At 60.8% G+C, this 16,094-nt stretch carries 9 protein-coding genes; 6 read left to right on the top strand and 3 right to left on the bottom strand.

The features are described from left to right. Positions 1–88 precede the first annotated feature (88 nt). Positions 89–1,867 carry a protein-disulfide reductase DsbD gene (locus AOC04_RS17665; protein WP_060695627.1) on the bottom strand — a complete coding sequence of 593 codons (1,779 nt, stop codon included), beginning with the start codon at positions 1,865–1,867 and terminating at the stop codon, positions 89–91. A 118-nt stretch (positions 1,868–1,985) separates the two neighbouring features. After that, positions 1,986–3,947 carry a methyl-accepting chemotaxis protein gene (locus AOC04_RS24565; protein WP_060695625.1) on the bottom strand — a complete coding sequence of 654 codons (1,962 nt, stop codon included), beginning with the start codon at positions 3,945–3,947 and terminating at the stop codon, positions 1,986–1,988. Positions 3,948–4,310: 363 nt separating this feature from the next. On the opposite strand from AOC04_RS24565, the gene AOC04_RS17655 reads away from it, so the two are divergent. The 5 genes from AOC04_RS17655 to AOC04_RS17635 all read left to right on the top strand — a co-directional run bounded on the left by AOC04_RS17655 (position 4,311) and on the right by AOC04_RS17635 (position 9,577). After that, entirely contained in the window at positions 4,311–5,381 is a 1,071-nt protein-coding gene (locus AOC04_RS17655) for a DUF2333 family protein (protein ID WP_060695623.1), read from the top strand. Between the two features lie 3 nt (positions 5,382–5,384). Continuing rightward, positions 5,385–5,924 (top strand): NUDIX hydrolase, encoded by a 540-nt coding sequence (locus AOC04_RS17650; RefSeq protein ID WP_060695621.1) that lies wholly within the window; start codon positions 5,385–5,387, stop codon positions 5,922–5,924. A gap of 214 nt (positions 5,925–6,138) precedes the next feature. Continuing rightward, on the top strand, positions 6,139–6,510 hold the full coding sequence (locus AOC04_RS17645) for a translation initiation factor Sui1 (protein ID WP_060695619.1): 372 nt from the start codon (positions 6,139–6,141) through the stop codon (positions 6,508–6,510). Between the two features lie 196 nt (positions 6,511–6,706). Then, complete coding sequence (gene speA, locus AOC04_RS17640) at positions 6,707–8,623, top strand: arginine decarboxylase (RefSeq protein ID WP_060695617.1); 1,917 nt, start codon at positions 6,707–6,709, stop codon at positions 8,621–8,623. Positions 8,624–8,710: 87 nt separating this feature from the next. Continuing rightward, positions 8,711–9,577 carry an alpha/beta hydrolase gene (locus AOC04_RS17635; protein ID WP_060695615.1) on the top strand — a complete coding sequence of 289 codons (867 nt, stop codon included), beginning with the start codon at positions 8,711–8,713 and terminating at the stop codon, positions 9,575–9,577. A gap of 6 nt (positions 9,578–9,583) precedes the next feature. Here the strand turns inward: AOC04_RS17635 and AOC04_RS17630 are convergent, their stop codons facing one another. Next, on the bottom strand, positions 9,584–10,930 hold the full coding sequence (locus tag AOC04_RS17630; RefSeq protein WP_060695613.1) for an MATE family efflux transporter: 1,347 nt from the start codon (positions 10,928–10,930) through the stop codon (positions 9,584–9,586). Positions 10,931–11,176: 246 nt separating this feature from the next. Between AOC04_RS17630 and AOC04_RS17625 the strand changes: the two genes are divergently transcribed. After that, a complete protein-coding gene (locus tag AOC04_RS17625) occupies positions 11,177–16,066 on the top strand; it encodes an alpha-2-macroglobulin family protein (RefSeq protein WP_060695611.1) in 4,890 nt (1,629 codons plus the stop codon). Positions 16,067–16,094 lie beyond the last annotated feature (28 nt).

Genomic DNA, 16,094 nt, shown 5'->3' with positions numbered 1-16,094 from the left:
GACTATGCCGAAAAGAGGATTCGCTGTCCAGTTAACTGCAATAGCCAGCACGATGACCGATGTTCGCGAAAAGTTTGTGACCAGCCCTCTAGATCTGGTCATTCGCGTTGGCGACACGTTCGGCGAAGTCCGCTGCATTGATCTCGCCGATGACCCGCTGGTCACTTATTTCGTGGCCATTTTTGCCAAAGAACATCAGTGCCGGTGGCCCGAATAATTGATAGCGATCGAGCAGGGCACGTTGCCCGGCATTGCTGGCGGTCATGTCAAACCGTACCCGCCGGTAGCCTTTGAGCCGGTCCAGCACCTGCGGGTTGTTCAGGACCCCGTGCTCGATCACCTTGCAGCTGACGCACCAGTCGGCGTACCAGTCCAGCAACAGCGGCTGGCCAGCGGCACTGGCTTGTGCCAACACCTTGTCCAGCTCACCTGCGGTGCTGACGGTTTGCCACTGATCCTCGGTCTGAGGCGCGCTGGCGGCACGTGCCAACGACTGTGAGTGCCCCACAGGGTTAAACGGATCGCTCTGGCCACTGAGTGCGCCGTACCAGCAGGCCAGTGCATAGACCAGCAGAAATAGGCCAAGCAACTGCGCCAGACGTTGGCGCGGTGCTTTGTAGCCGAACTCCAGAGTGCCGAGAAACAGACTCACCCCGGCCGCCAGCAGACCAATCAGCAGCAAGATAATGGGCCCGGGCAGCACGCGGCTGAGCAGGCCGATGGCCAGTCCTAGCAACAGCACGCCAATGGCATTTTTGACGCTGACCAGCCACGGCCCGCTTTTTGGCAACCAGGCGGCGCCGCCTGTGGCCAGCAGCAGCAGGGGCGCACCCATACCCAGCCCCAGGGCAAACAATTTCAAACCGCCGCCCAGTGCATCGCCACTGGCGCTGATATAGAGCAACGCTCCGGCCAGCGGGGCCGAGACGCAGGGCGACACCAGCAAGCTGGACACAACCCCCAGCACGGCAGCGCCCCATAGCGAGCCACCCTGGGTGCGATTGGCGACGCGATCGAGGCGGTTGCTGATGGCTTGCGGCAGCTTCAGCTCGAATACGCCGAACATGGCCAGGGCAAAAATCGCGAAAAACAGCGCAAACGGCGCCAGCACCCACACCGATTGCAGGCGTGCCTGAAGATTGAGCTGGGCGCCGAACATCCCCATCAGCGCGCCAAGCAATGCAAAGCAGGCGGCCATGGGCAGCACGTAGGCCAGTGACAGGCTAAAGCCGCGAAGCCCGCCCACCTGGCCGCGCAACACCACCCCCGACAGTATCGGCAGCATCGGCAACACACAGGGAGTGAAGGTCAGGCCCAGCCCGGCGAGGAAAAACAGTGCCAGCTCGCGCCAGCCCCAACTTTTTGCTGCGGGCGCTGCAGCCTCGGCAACAGCGGTCGAAACCGGTGTGCCGCCGATGTTCAGGCGTTCGGTTTCCGGCGGATAGCACAACCCCTTGTCAGCGCAGCCCTGGTAAGTGACCAGCAGGGTGAACGGGCGCTGATCATTGGCCGGGCGCGGGATGTCGACATCGAGAATGCCGTGATAGACCTCGACGTCGCCGAAGTACTCATCGTGTTTTTGCTCGCCGGGCGGCAGCTGTGGCGTGCCCAGGGCGATATCGGCCGGTTCGGTTTTAAACGCGAACTTGTGTCGATACAGGTAATAGCCTTCAGTCGGCACAAAGCGCAGCTTGATCGTCTCGGGCGTGGTGTCGATCAGGTTGAGCCTGAACGCGTCACGCACCGGTAAAAAGTCGTTGCTGTTATTGATTGCGCCCAGCGTAGAACTGGGCCGGTTATCCAGCAGACCGGCGCCCATGACCGGTACGGCGAACAGCAGACACAAAAGAAGGAGCAGGCGGCGCATAGGAATCTCGCAAATCAAACGTGGGCGCATGATAGCGGACTGAATGCGCAGATGCCCTTTAGGAGCGAGCTTGCTCGCGAGCTTTTAAATCGCAAACGGCTCGCGAGCAAGCTCGCTCCTACAGGCGGAAGGTGTGCACGGCTGCATTCAATTTGCCGCCCAGCTCCAGCAGTTGCTGGCTTTGATCCCGTGCGATGCCGATGCGTTGCAGGTTGTCGTCGCCCAATTGGTGAATGCGTTCGCTGTGGTCGCGTATTTCGGCGACCGCTGCACTTTGTTGCGCGGTGACCTCGGCGATGCGCACTGCGGTGCCGGAAATGGTGGTGATGGCCCCGACAATTTCATCCAGCGCGCCTTCAGCGTCCTGGGCTTTTTGCGCGGTGGCCCGGGCATGTTCAACTTGTATGCGCATGCCCTCAACCGATTGGCGGGCGGCCAGTTGCAGCCCGCCAATCAGGGTCTGGATCTCGCTGGTGGCACCTGCCGTACGCTGGGCAAGGGAGCGCACTTCTTCGGCCACTACGGCAAAGCCGCGGCCCATTTCTCCTGCGCGGGCGGCTTCAATGGCGGCATTAAGCGCCAGCAGGTTGGTCTGGTCGGCGATGGAGCGAATCACGGTCAATACCCCGCCGATGGTTGCCGACTCCTCTGCCAGATGTTCGATGCTCTGTGCGTTGCCTTGTACTTCCGTGACCAGTGCGTGTAACCCGCTCAGGCTCTGGCCGATGACCCGCTGCCCCTGGGCCACGGCCGTACCTGCGCTGCGACTGGCGTCGGCGGCATGGCTGGCATCGCCCGCCACCTGTGTGATGGTTGCTTCCAGCTCGCCCAGCGCGTCACGGATCTGGGCGGTATCACCGGCCTGACGTTCGGCACCGCTGTGCAGACCGCTGCTGAGCCCGGCCAGGGTCTGGCTGCTGGCGGCGACCTGTTCGGCATTCAGGCGCAAGGTGCCCACCAGATTCACCAGATATACGCGAAGACGATTGAGCGAAGCCTCGATGTCATGCAGTTCACGATTGGTCTTGCCCAGCTGGATATTGCGGCTGAAGTCTCCGTCTGCCCAGGTCGACAGCAGCCCGGCCAGGCAGGTCAGAACCCTGGCCAGCCTGCGCTGCAGCGTGTCGATCAGGAGCGCGATCAGCAGAATCAGGCCAATCATCACACCCTGGATCAGCCGCACTTCACTCTGAATGTGCCCATGCTCGGCGCGCACCTGCGGTTCCAGTGCGGCAATTGCCTGTTGCACGGCGCCGAGTTTCTGGTGAGTGCTGTTACTGAGCAGGGCGCGTTGTTCGATTTGCTCCTGGGTGCGCTTGAGTTCGGTGGGGTAGCGGCTCAGCAGGTTGTTGAGTTCACGCTTGAATCCGAGCCCGGAATCTTCGGCCTGGGCCGTGTGATCGGCTTCGAGCCCCATCAATGCGGCAAAGTCGTCACTGCCCGAAGTGCTCTGAGCACTGATCCCGAGCAAGGGCAGGGCCTGGATCTGTTGTGTCTGGGCCTTGATGCCGCTGAGTTCGCGCTCTACGTCGCCTGCCAGCTCGCTGCGTGCGCTGCTGACCAGTTTGTCACGGCTCAAGGACAGCCTGGCCAGGTGCAGGGAGGCGGTCAGCAGGTGCGGTAAATAGAGACGGGCTTGGGTAGAGTCGGCCTGATTGGCGTACTGGCTCAGTTGCTCCAGGTTGGCCGCCAGCTCGCGCTCGGCCTGCAACAGCAACGCTTGCGGGTCACCGGCCAATTTGCCAGCGGCCAGCAGTCGGCTATTGCTGAAGGTGCTCAGGTCATCAAGGCTGGGGCGCAAGGCGTCGGCCATGGCCGGGGGCAGTGAGACGAGTTCTGTCTTGAGTGTGTGCAGAGCACTGTTGGCATCGCTCAGGCGCACGGCGTCGCCGCTGCCAAGGTAGTCCTCAACGTTGCGCGCCACCTGGTTCTGGAACTGTTGAGAGAGACTCAAGTAGCGCTCCATCAACAGAAAGGGCCGCTCCAGAGCCCTTTGCGACCACCATAGGGTTGCGCCCAGCGCCAGGCAAACGGCGACCAGCAACAGTGTGTTCAAGTTGGTTAGCAGTTTCAGGCGCATCCGGGTTTTTGCCTACAACGCAGTAAGAAGCGGCTGAAGTTATTGCGTTTGTATGACATCGGTGTGACGGCATCAGTGGTATTTCGTACAAATAGTGGCTTTTTGCCTTCCCGTGATGGCTGCCTGGGCCTGTGGGTTTCGAATGAAGCTGTCCCGGATTGCAACTGACGGCCGTGCAGGCATATTTTTCATCGTTCGCACATCCATGTTCTATAGTGCCGGGCGTACGTGGCGCTGCCTGCGAACTGCGTGGTCAGGGCTTGATTAAAAACCCCGTACGCAATGAAACGCCAACAGACCCTAGGCACTATGAGGTAGGGTTGTGGTCGAACGATTGAACTTGGTATTTGAAAGGATATAGCCATGCTGGACTGGAAAAAACGTGAGGGCAGCAGTGCCCGTGAGTCGGTCAGGGAGACCCGTGCCCCGTCGCGTGGCTATTTCAAAAGCATTCTGTTTAGCCGCTCAATTGCTGTGCTGGTGGGAATCTACGTGGTGGTGTGCCTGGGGCTGGGCTGGTACTGGAGCCAGGAACCGGACTTGTTCCCGGTGCAGCAAAACGCCCAGCTGGCTGCCGAGAAAAATGGCAAGCAAATGGTCCCGGGCTTCACCACTGTCGAAACCCTTAAATCAGTTGCCGGTACCCTGCTCAACAAGCCGGGTGGTTATCTGTCAAACGACCGTTTCCCGCCGGGCGTATTTCTGGACAACATCCCGAGCTGGGAATATGGCGTACTGGTACAGGTGCGTGACCTGACCCGTGCCCTGCGCAAGGACTTTGCCCGTTCACAGTCGCAGTCGGCTGAAGATGCCGATCTGGCCAAGGCCGAACCGCGCTTCAACTTCGACAACAAGAGCTGGATGCTGCCTTCCAGTGAGTCGGAGTACCAGGAAGGGATCAACTCCCTTAGCCGCTACCAGGCACGTTTGTCCGATCCCAATCAGAAGAACGCCCTGTTCTATGCGCGCGCCGATAACCTGAATAACTGGCTGGGGGATGTGGGGACCCGCCTGGGTTCGCTGTCGCAACGCCTGTCAGCCAGTGTGGGCCGGGTCAAGCTCAATGGCGCACTGAAGACAGAAAGCCTGCAACCCGGCCAGGTGCCCGTGGTTGATGAGGAAATAGAAGAAACCCCATGGATGCAAATCGACAACGTGTTCTACGAAGCACGCGGTCAGGCATGGGCGTTGTCGCACTTGCTGCGGGCGATTGAAGTCGACTTCGCTGACGTGCTGGCGAAAAAGAATGCCACGGTCAGTGTGCGTCAGATCATTCGCGAACTGGAGGCGGCCCAGGAGCCGGTCTGGAGCCCGATGATTCTCAATGGCAGCGGCTACGGCGTTCTGGCGAACCACTCGCTGGTCATGGCCAACTATATTTCGCGCGCCAACGCGGCAGTCATGGACCTGCGCCAACTGCTGTCACAAGGCTGAGTGATGCCGATTTCAGCGAAGGAGGCCGCACACCGTGCGGCCTCTGATCTAGAAATGGTGGCCTGGGTCGATCGTGATGACCGGCTGCTGGGCGGCTTGCCCCGTCAGCAATTGCGAGAGCAGGGGCTGATCGGGCGTGGCACTTTTATTCTGCTGTTCAATTCTGCCGGTGAGTTGTGCGTGCATCAGCGCACCCTGAGCAAAGCGCTGTATCCCGGATTTTGGGATGTGGCGGCGGGTGGCATGGTGGGGGTTGATGAAAGTTACGCCGACTCGGCAGCCCGCGAACTGGAAGAAGAGTTGGGCGTCAGCGGTGTAGCGCTGACGGCCCACGAGCGCTTTTACTTCGAGGGTGAAGAAAACCACCTGTGGTGCGCGGTTTTTTCGGCCGTATGGGATGGCCCGTTGCAGGTGCAGCCGGAAGAAGTTCAGCATGCGAGCTTCATGAGCGTCGACCAAGCCTTGCATCTGAGCCAAACCCAGCCCTATTGCCCTGATTCGCTGGCGGCCCTCAAGCGTTACCTGGCGCAGATCAAACCGTAGGAGCGAGCTGTGCTTTTGGTTTTAAAATTGCCGCCGATTGGCTATTGGGCGCCAGCGCATTTGTCGTTACACTGCGCGACCTTTTTCAGGCTCAGGCGGTTTCCCCGCCCTGAGTTGCGCTGCCCCTGCCAGAGTGGGGCTTCGCGGTCGGTATACCTTGGCGCAACAGTGTCAGGTACCGGCCAATTTTTTGTCCTCCATATGAGGATTGCCGGTGGCCAAAAAAGCCGCATCCTTCGCCGCCCTTGGTGGCCTGGTATTTTCCACCGACGCAGGTCGTCACTGTCCGGACTGTCGTCAGCCGGTGGACGCCTGTACCTGCAAACAAACCCGCATCCCTGATGGCGATGGCATTGCTCGCGTACGTCGCGAAAGCAAGGGCCGTGGCGGCAAGACAGTCACCACTGTGACCGGCGTGCCGCTGGCTGAAGACGCGCTCAAGGATTTGGCAACGGCGTTGAAAAAACGCTGTGGCACCGGTGGTGCGTTGAAAGACGGCATCATCGAGATCCAGGGCGATCACGTCGACTTGCTATTGGCCGAGCTGGTCAAGCACGGGTTCAAAGCCAAGAAGTCCGGCGGCTAGCAGCCTCTGTGAAGACCACCGCCGAGTGTGTTTTTGTCGCTCGCCATGGTTTTCACAGAGCCTGTTCTGACCGGTTTCTAAACTCCGCGCTGTTGTCAGGGTCTACCCCTGCGCAGACTAATCTTCATATTTACTCTTTAGACTGCGCCAGCCTGCCTTCAGGTTGGGCTATTTGACTTCTTTATAGGGGACTTCGATGTCCGTACGACGCACACGCAAAGACGATGGCAGCCAATGGACAGTTGCGGACAGCCGCAGTGTTTACGGGATTCGCCATTGGGGGGCCGGGTATTTCGCGATCAATGAAGCCGGTCGCGTAGAAGTACGTCCGAACGGCCCGAACAGCTCGCCCATCGATCTGTACGAGCAAGTAGACGAACTGCGCAAAAGTGGTTTGTCCCTGCCATTGCTGGTGCGTTTTCCCGATATCTTGCAAGACCGCGTACGCCAATTGACCGGCGCTTTCGATGCCAACATCGAGCGTCTGGAATACCAGAGCAAGTACACCGCGCTGTACCCGATCAAGGTGAACCAGCAAGAAGCCGTGATCGAAAACATCATCGCCACCAAAGACGTGTCGATCGGTCTTGAAGCCGGCTCCAAGCCTGAGCTGCTGGCCGTGCTGGCGCTGGCGCCCAAGGGCGGCACCATCGTCTGCAACGGTTACAAGGACCGCGAATTCATTCGTCTGGCGCTCATGGGCCAGAAGCTCGGCCACAATGTCTTCATCGTGATCGAGAAAGAATCCGAAGTAGACCTGGTCATCGAAGAGGCCGCCTCGCTCAAGGTCAAGCCACAGGTAGGCCTGCGCGTACGTCTGTCGTCCCTGGCTTCGAGCAAGTGGGCTGACACCGGCGGTGAAAAATCCAAGTTCGGTCTGTCTGCCGCGCAGTTGCTGTCGGTGGTTGAGCGCTTCCGGGTGGCCGGTCTGGATCAGGGCATCCGCCTGTTGCACTTCCACATGGGCTCGCAGATCGCCAACCTGGCGGACTACCAGCACGGCTTCAAAGAAGCGATTCGCTACTACGGCGAACTGCGCAACCTTGGCCTGCCGGTTGACCACATCGACGTGGGCGGCGGTCTGGGCGTGGATTACGACGGCACTCACTCGCGCAATGCCAGCTCGATCAACTACGACATGGACGACTATGCCGGCGTAGTTGTGGGCATGCTCAAAGAGTTCTGCGATGCGCAAAACCTGCCGCATCCCAACATCTTCTCCGAAAGCGGCCGCTCCCTGACCGCGCACCACGCCATGCTGGTGGTGCAGGTCACCGACGTCGAGAAACACAACGACGACGTGCCGGTGATCGAGAACAAAGACATCCTGCCGGAAACCGTGCAATGGCTGGTGGACCTGCTGGGCCCCACCGATATCGAGATGGTCACCGAAACCTACTGGCGTGCCACGCACTACATGAGCGACATCGCTGCCCAGTACGCCGACGGCAAAATCACCCTGGCTGAAAAAGCCCTGGCCGAGCAGTGCTACTTCGCTGTTTGCCGTCGCCTGCACAACTCGTTGAAAGCGCGTCAGCGTTCCCATCGCCAGGTGCTCGACGAACTCAACGACAAGCTGGCCGACAAGTACATCTGCAACTTCTCGGTTTTCCAGAGCCTGCCGGACACCTGGGCGATTGGCCAGGTATTGCCGATTCTGCCGCTGCACCGCCTTGATGAAGAGCCGATGCGCCGCGCCGTACTGCAAGACCTGACCTGTGACTCCGACGGCAAGATCAAGCAGTACGTCGACGAGCAGAGCATCGAAACCAGCCTGCCGGTTCACGGGCTGAACGAAGGCGAAGATTACTTGCTGGGTATCTTCCTGGTGGGCGCTTACCAGGAAATTCTCGGTGACATGCACAACCTGTTCGGTGACACCGACTCGGTGAACATCTACCAGAACGACGACGGCAGTGTGTACCACGCCGGGATCGAGACCCATGACACCATCGAAGACATGCTGCGCTACGTGCACTTGTCGCCGGAAGAGTTAATGAACCACTACCGCGACAAAGTGGCCAGCGCCAATATCAGTGCCAAAGAGCGTACCCAGTACCTCGATGCACTGCGTCTTGGCCTGACCCGTTCGTCGTACCTGTCGAGCCACTGATAGCCCGACCAGGTCTCTGGTGACTGAACTACGCTGATCTGTGCTATGTGCAGATCAGCGTTTTTTTTTGCCTGGAGGTCGAACCGCATGTTGATCAGCTTCAAGCGTGCAGCGGGACTGGCTTGCGCAGGCCTGATGGGCTGGGTGCTCAGCGCTTGCTCGCCGGTACGCATCATTAACGGCCTGACCCCGACCGCCAGCTTCGATAAAACCAGTGATATTGCCTACGGCGCAGACCCGCGCCAGACCCTCGATATCTATCGCCCCAAGCAGCCCGCCCCCGGAGCCCCCGTGGTGATTTTTTTCTATGGTGGCAGCTGGAACAGCGGCTCGCGCAGCGATTATTTGTTTGTCGGTGAAGCATTGGCTTCGCGGGGGATAACGACGGTGATCGCCGATTACCGACTGTATCCACAGGTGCGTTATCCGCAGTTTCTGCAAGACAGCGCCCAGGCCACAGGCTGGACTTATCAACACATCGCAGACTATGGCGGCAACCCGCAGCGTCTGTTTTTGATGGGCCACAGCGCCGGGGCGTACAACGCAGCAATGCTTGCCCTTGATCCGCAATGGTTGCGGGCTGTAGGCATGAGCCCTGCCAGTTTGCGCGGATGGATGGGTCTGGCAGGGCCGTATGACTTTTTGCCGATCAAGGACGAAGCGGTAAGGCCAGTATTTTTCTACCCGGACTCTCCACCCGAGTCGCAACCTGTGCGGCATGTGAGCCGAGCAGCACCGCCGACGTTATTGATGGCGGCCAAGACGGACACGCTGGTCAACCCGACGCGCAATACCGGGGGGCTGGCAACAGCGTTGCGGGGCGCCGGGGTGCCGGTTCAGGAACTCTATTTCTCGCGCACCAGCCACGTGACCCTGGTGGCGGCGCTTTCACGTCCGTTACGTTGGTTGGCCCCGGTGCTGGATAACATTGGCGAGTTCGTCAGTGATCACTGAGCCGGATCAAGCTCTTGGAGTAAACCACTCATCCCTGCGCTGCATCTTCCACGCATACACACCCAGGGTCAGGCTGCGCAGCACCATAAACAGCAGAAAACTTACCCACAGGCCATGGTTGCCATAACCGTGCAGCGCCCAGGCGGCGGGGAAGGCGATGACTACGCTGACCAGCATCGCGTTGCGCATTTCCCTGGCGCGGGTGGCGCCGATAAACAGTCCGTCGAGCAAGTAACTCCACACCGCAATCAGCGGTAGCAGCGCCAGATACGGCAGGTACTGGAAGGCAGTTTCACGCACGCTCGCAATGTCGGTTTGCATCTCCACAAACAGATGCCCGCCAAACAGGAATAACAGCGCGAACGCTGTGCTGGCCATGAGTGACCAGCCGCACGCAACCACCATTGAACGGCGCAACGCGTGGCGATCCCGGGCGCCGATGGCATGCCCGCACAGCGCCTCCACGGCGTGGGCCAGGCCATCCAGCGCGTGGGCGGCCAGCAGCAAACCATTGAGCAGCAGGGCATTGGCCGCCACGGTGGCATCCCCCAGCCGGGCGCCCTGCAAGGTGATGGAAAAAAACACCAGTTGCAGCATCAGGCTGCGAATGAAAATGTCGCGGTTGACCCCCAGCAGCGGTTGCCAGTTATGCCAGACCCGCAAGGCGGCCCACATGATCGTGCCCGGATATTTGCGCAACGCGCCGCGGGTCAGCCACAGGCCGAGCAGCGCGCCGCTCCATTCGGCGATCACCGAGGCCCGTGCCGAACCGGCTACGCCCCAGTCCAGGCCGAGTACAAACCACAGGTTAAGTGCAATGTTCATCAGGTTGGTGGTCAGCAGAATGGCCAGTGGCGCCCGCGCGTTTTGCGTGCCCAGAAACCAGCCCACCAGTGCATAACTGGCCAAAGCCGCGGGCAAGCCAAGCAGGCGGATATGGAAGAAGTCCAGGGCCAGTGCACGTAGCTCGGCTGACGGTTGCATCACACTCAGGGCCAGGCTGCTGAAAGGAGCGGCAATCGCCCCCAGCAGCATCGACAGCAGCACACTGAGCAACAAACCCTGCAGCAGGATCTGCCGCAGCGCAGTGCCATCTTCACGCCCGGCGGCCTGTGCAGCAAAGCCCGTGGTGCCCATGCGCAAAAAGCCCATCATCCAGGCCAGGAAGATATACAGACTGGCACCCACGGCTACTGCGCCCAGTTGATGGGCGTGGGGCAAATGGCCAATTACCGTACTGTCCACCAGTGCCACCAGGGGCACGGAAATATTGGACAGCATCATCGGTGCTGCCAGCGCCCATACCCGGCGGTGGGTCGGGCGATCACGCCAGTCAGCTAATAGGGAAGACATGCAGGCTCCTTTGGGGAGCGCATTGTAGCGGTATGGTGAACCTGTAGTCGCTGCCGAGGTACGAGACTGCGATCGACTGCGTAGCAGTCGCGAAACCATGCAGCCCGGTATCTCAGAAGTATCGTGATAATCGGGTTCACGGTGACTGCGTCCCCGATCGCAGCCTCGTACCTCGGCAGCGACTACAGGTAATGCGGTGCGCTGTTATATAGTCGAGCCCTTCAATGCCTAGTCAACGAGTACACCATGCTTAACAAAGGACTGTTCCTGGCCTGTGCGCTGGCGCTGCTGAGCGCTTGTGATTCATCGTCCTCCGGCAAACCCGTGGCACCGGCGGCTGTCAGCGCGCAGGCGGCCAGACCGGTACAGGACGTAAAGGTGCTGGCCGAGCGCTATGCCGGGCGCGAGTTGAGTGTGGTGGATGTATCCGAAGTGCAATTGGACGGTGCCAGCACCTTGTCCGTCAGCTTTTCGGTGCCGCTGGACCCGGAGCAGAACTTCGCCGACAAATTGCACCTGGTCGACGCCAAAACCGGCAAGGTCGATGGCGCCTGGGAGCTGTCGGACAACCTGATGGAACTGCATCTGCGCCATCTGGAACCGCAGCGCAAATTGATCCTCACCGTCGACCCCGGCCTGCGCGCAGTCAACGGCACCGCGCTCGCCGCCGAGTACGTCAGCCGCCTGGAAACCCGTGACCTGCAGCCCACTGTCGGCTTTGCCAGTCGCGGCAACCTGTTGCCCACACGCCTGGCCGAAGGTTTGCCGGTGATCGCGTTGAACGTCGACAAAGTGGATGTCGAGTTCTTCCGGGTCAAACCCGAGTCGTTGCCGACGTTCCTCAGCCAATGGGGCCGCAACAGCACCCTGCAAAGCTACGAAGCCAAGGACCTGCTGAGCATGGCTGATCTGGTGTATGGCGGGCGCTTTGACCTGAACCCTGCGCGCAATACCCGTGAGACCCTGATCTTGCCGACTTCCGGGATCAAGCCGTTGCAGCAGCCGGGTGTTTACCTGGCAGTGATGAAGGCGTCCGGCAGTTACAACTATTCGACGCCCGCCACGTTGTTCACCCTCAGCGATATCGGCCTTTCTGTGCATCGTTATCAGAAACGTCTGGATGTGTTCACCCAGGCGCTGGAAGGTGGCAGTGCCCTGGCCGGCGTGGAGCTGGAACTGCTGGACGGCAAGGGCAAGATGCTGGCCCAGGGCAAGACCGACAAGCAGGGCCACGCCGAACTGGCGTTGCCGCCCAAGGCTGAAGTGTTGGTGGCGCGTCAGGGCGACCAGACCAGCGTGCTGCGCTTGAATACTGCGGCGCTGGATCTGGCCGAGTTCGACATTGGCGGGCCGCAGGCGCACCCGCTGCAATTTTTTGTGTTTGGCCCGCGTGATCTGTATCGCCCCGGCGAAACCGTGCTGCTCAATGCCTTGTTGCGCGACCGCGACGCCAACCCGGTCAAGCCACAGCCGGTGAGTGTCGAGGTGCGTCGTCCCGACGAGCAGGTGAGCCGCAAGTTTGTCTGGTCGCCTGATGCTTCGGGCTTTTATCAATACCCGCTGCAACTGGCGGCTCAAGCCCCGACCGGGCGCTGGCAACTGGTGTTTGATCTGGGCGACGGCAAACCGCAGTTGTATGAGTTTCTGGTCGAAGACTTCCTGCCCGAGCGCCTGGCGCTGGAACTCAAGGGCAGCGACACACCGCTGCGCCCCGATCAGACGGCCGAAATCCAGGTCAATGGCCGTTATTTGTACGGTGCCCCGGCTGCGGGCAATCGCCTCAGCGGCCAGGTTTATGTGCGCCCGTTGCGTGATGCGGTCAGCGCGCTGCCGGGTTATCAGTTCGGTTCAGTAACAGAGCCCGAGTTGACTCAGGACCTGGAGCTGGACGAAAGCGTCCTCAACGCCGAAGGCGAGGAAACCATCAGCCTGGAAAGCCAGTGGAGCGATGCCAAATCGCCGCTGCAACTGATTGTTCAGGCCAGTTTGCAAGAGTCGGGCGGGCGCCCGATTACCCGGCGTCTGGTCCAGCCCGTGTGGCCCGCTGAGCGCTTGCCGGGGCTGCGCGGTCTGTTTGATGGCACGCAAACCGATGGCGATGGCCCGGTTGAGTTCGAACTGCTGGTGGCTGACCGCGAAGGGCACAAGCTGGCGGCTGAAAACCTCAAGATCAGGCTGGTGCGCGAGCGCCGCGATTACTACTGGAATTACTCGGACAATGACGGCTGGAGCTATCACTTCAACGAGAAGTTTCTGAACCTCAACGAAGAAACGGTCAGCCTCAAGGCCGGAGAAACTGCCAAGGTCAGCTTCCCGGTGGAGTGGGGCCCGTATCGGGTTGAAGTCGAAGACCCGCAAACCGGGCTGATCAGCAGCTTGCGCTTCTGGGCCGGTTATCGTGCCCAGGACAATACAGAAGGCGGTGCCGTGCGCCCCGATCAGGTCAAGCTGGCGCTGGACAAGGCCGCGTATGCCGATGGTGACACCGCCAAGGTGACGGTCACGCCGCCTGCAGCCGGCAAAGGGTATTTGCTGGTCGAAGGCAGTGATGGCCCGCTGTGGTGGGAAGAAATCGAGGTGCCGGCCGACGGCAAAACTTTCGACATCAAGCTTGATCCGGCCTGGGCCCGTCACGATCTGTATGTGAGTGCACTGGTGATCCGCCCCGGCGAGCGCAAGACCAATATCACCCCCAAACGGGCCGTGGGTGTGCTGCATCTGCCGCTCGACCGCACTGCGCGCAAGTTGGCGCTGACCCTTGATGCGCCGGCAAAAATGCGCCCCAAGCAGCCGTTGACGGTAAAGATCCACGCCAAAAACGCCGATGGCAGCATTCCAGAGCGGGCCCATGTACTGCTGGCCGCGGTGGACGTCGGGGTGCTGAATATCACCGACTACCCAACCCCGGACCCCTACGCCAGCCTGTTCGGGCGCAAGGCCTACGGTGCCGATCAGCTGGATATTTACGGGCAGTTGATCGAAGCCGGGCAGGGTCGTCTGGCCAGCCTGGCGTTTGGCGGTGATGCGGCACTGGCCAAAGGCGGCAAGCGGCCAGCCACCAGCGTGACCATCGTGGCGTTGCAAAGCGCGCCCGTGACCTTGAATGAGCAGGGCGAAGGCGAAGTCAGCGTCGATATTCCCGACTTTAACGGTGAGCTGCGTCTGATGGCGCAGGCCTGGACCGATGACCGTTATGGCATGGCCCAAGCCAAAACAGTTGTCGCCGCCCCCCTGGTCGCCGAGCTGGCAGCACCGCGCTTTCTGGCCGGTGGCGACGAGACCCGGTTGGCGCTGGACCTGTCCAACCTCACTGACAAGCCGCAAATACTGGAAGTGAAACTCGATACCCAAGGCCTGTTGAGCCTGCCGGGCGATACCGCGCAACCCGTCACCCTGAGCCCCGGCCAGCGCAGCACCTTGCAGATCCCGGTCAAAGCCTTGGGCGGTTTCGGCACGGGAGTGGTCAAGGTTACGGTCAACGGTCTGGAGCTGCCGGGTGAAACGCTAGCGCCCTTTACCCGCGAGTGGACACTGGGCGTGCGCCCGGCTTACCCGGCGCTGCTCAAGCATTACCGCGCGGTACTCAAGGATCAGCCATGGAGCTTGCCCGAAGGTGCGTTGCAAGTGTTTGAGCCGGCGGGGCGTGAAGCCATGCTGAGTTTATCGAGCCGCCCGCCGCTGAACCTGGGCGAGCAAATCCGCGCACTCAAGGCCTATCCGTATGGCTGCTCGGAGCAAACCACCAGCGGCCTGTACCCGGCGCTGTACGCCGACGCGGCATTACTCAAACGGCTGGGCCTTGAAGGCGAGCCGGATGCCGACCGCAAGCGCAAAATCGAACTGGGTATCGAGCGCCTGCTGGGGATGCAGCGCTACAACGGCAGCTTTGGTCTATGGGGCGCCGACGGCCAGGAAGAGTATTGGCTGAGCGCTTACGTCACCGATTTCCTGCTGCGTGCACGGGACCAGGGCTACGCGGTACCACCTGAAGCCTTGAAAAAAGCCAGCGAGCGCCTGCTGCGTTATGTGCAGGAACGCAATCTGATCGAAGCCGATTACAGCGAAAACCTCGATCACACCCGCTTTGCGGTTCAGGCCTATGCCGCGCTGGTTCTGGCCCGCAGCCAGCAGGCGCCATTGGGCGCGCTACGCAGTATTTTTGAACGGCGCAGTGATGCCCGTTCCGGGTTGCCACTGGTGCAACTGTCGATTGCCCTGCAGAAGATGGGGGATCAGCCGCGGGCCGATCAGGCCCTGGTGGCAGGCCTGGCCGTCACCCGTAAAGCCGATCAGTGGCTGGGCGATTACGGCAGCCCGCTGCGTGATCAGGCGCTGATTCTGGCGCTGCTGGAAGAAAACAATTTGCTCGACGGCCAGCGTGAGCAGCGGCTGTTTGAGCTGTCGGATCAACTGGCGGCCAGTCCGTGGTTGTCGACTCAAGAGCGTAACTCGCTGTTCCTGGCGGGGCGTGAGTTGCTGGGCAAACCTGAAGCCAGCTGGACGGCCAGGCTTGCCAGCGGTGGCCAGTCCCGCGAGCTGAACAACAGCCAGCCGGGGCTCAAGCTGGACGGGGCATTGCTGGACACGCCGCTGACCCTGCGCAATGAGGGAAGCGAAGCGGTTTATCAACAGCTGACGATTTCGGGTTATCCACAGCAGGCGCCGGTGGCGGGCGGCCAGAACATGAGCATTCGCCGCGATTACCTGGGTATGAATGGCGAGCCGCTTGATCTCAATACGCTGAAAAGTGGTGATCTGGTGCTGGTGCATCTGGCAGTGACGGCCAGCCAGCAGGTGCCCGATGCGCTGGTGGTCGATTTGCTGCCGGCGGGCCTGGAGTTGGAGAACCAGAACCTGGGCCAAAGCGCCGCGAGCCTTGAAAACGCCAGTTCCCAGGTCAAGCAATGGCGCGAGTCGATGCAGAACGCCAGCGTGCAGCATCAGGAATACCGGGATGATCGTTACGTGGCTGCGCTGAAACTCGATGGCTACGGCACCACGCACTTGCTGTACCTGGCTCGTGCCGTGACCCCGGGCACCTACCGCGTACCGCCGCCGCAAGTGGAGTCGATGTATCGCCCTGACTGGCAAGCCGTAGGCCAGACGCCGGGAGAGATGGTGATCAAGGGCCGCTGACCCTGACCTGACCTGTAGGAGCAGCCGG

This window comes from Pseudomonas versuta, assembly GCF_001294575.1.
GTDB classification, from domain to species: Bacteria; Pseudomonadota; Gammaproteobacteria; order Pseudomonadales; family Pseudomonadaceae; genus Aquipseudomonas; species Aquipseudomonas versuta.
This window is presented reverse-complemented; position numbering and strand designations above follow the sequence as displayed.

Coding starts and splice junctions, on each gene's coding strand:
- AOC04_RS17665 (WP_060695627.1), bottom strand. CDS start 1,867: ATGCGCCGCCTGCTCCTTCTTTTGTGTCTGCTGTTCGCCGTACCGGTC.
- AOC04_RS24565 (WP_060695625.1), bottom strand. CDS start 3,947: ATGCGCCTGAAACTGCTAACCAACTTGAACACACTGTTGCTGGTCGCC.
- AOC04_RS17655 (WP_060695623.1), top strand. CDS start 4,311: ATGCTGGACTGGAAAAAACGTGAGGGCAGCAGTGCCCGTGAGTCGGTC.
- AOC04_RS17650 (WP_060695621.1), top strand. CDS start 5,385: ATGCCGATTTCAGCGAAGGAGGCCGCACACCGTGCGGCCTCTGATCTA.
- speA (WP_060695617.1), top strand. CDS start 6,707: ATGTCCGTACGACGCACACGCAAAGACGATGGCAGCCAATGGACAGTT.
- AOC04_RS17635 (WP_060695615.1), top strand. CDS start 8,711: ATGTTGATCAGCTTCAAGCGTGCAGCGGGACTGGCTTGCGCAGGCCTG.
- AOC04_RS17630 (WP_060695613.1), bottom strand. CDS start 10,930: ATGTCTTCCCTATTAGCTGACTGGCGTGATCGCCCGACCCACCGCCGG.
- AOC04_RS17625 (WP_060695611.1), top strand. CDS start 11,177: ATGCTTAACAAAGGACTGTTCCTGGCCTGTGCGCTGGCGCTGCTGAGC.